The sequence below is a fragment of the Curtobacterium sp. HSID17257 genome (assembly GCF_003989515.1).
Taxonomy (GTDB): Bacteria; Actinomycetota; Actinomycetes; order Actinomycetales; family Microbacteriaceae; genus Curtobacterium.
In genome coordinates this window covers 1-472 of sequence record NZ_RBLU01000249.1, presented here as the reverse complement: position 1 = coordinate 472, position 472 = coordinate 1, and the positions used below count along the sequence as shown (strand labels likewise).

Here is a 472-nt window from a genome sequence, read left to right as displayed (position 1 = left end):
GCTCGGCGTCCGCGCCGGCACCGTCGCGCGTGGTGAACACCACGAGCACGATCGGGTCCCGCCCGGGAGGCTGCACGACCGCGACGTCGTTGCGCACCCCGTACGACGCCGTCCCGGTCTTGTCCGCGACGGACCACCCGTCCGGCACGCCGGCCCGGATCGTGCCGTCGCCGGTGGTGGTCCCCGCCATCGCGGACCGCAGCAGCGCCCGGTCGTCGGGGTCGAGTGCATCGCCGAGCAACACCGCGCGCAGGTCGGCCGCCGACTGCGCCGGGGTCGTCGTGTCGCGCGGGTCGCCCGGGACCGCCGTGTTCAGGTCGGGTTCGACGCGGTCCACCCGGGTCACGTCGTCACCGATCCCGTGCAGCCACCGGGACACTGCGCCGACGCCGCCGAGCCGTTCCACGAGCAGGTTCGCCGCGGTGTTGTCGCTCTGCCGGAGTGCGGCGTCGACCAGCGCTCGGACCGTCAA

The 472-nt window shown here is 75.0% G+C and carries 1 protein-coding gene; it reads right to left on the bottom strand.

The window, feature by feature from the left end:
- Window positions 1-472 (bottom strand): serine hydrolase (locus D8M35_RS16255; protein WP_148113426.1); only part of this gene is annotated, 472 nt, incomplete at both ends.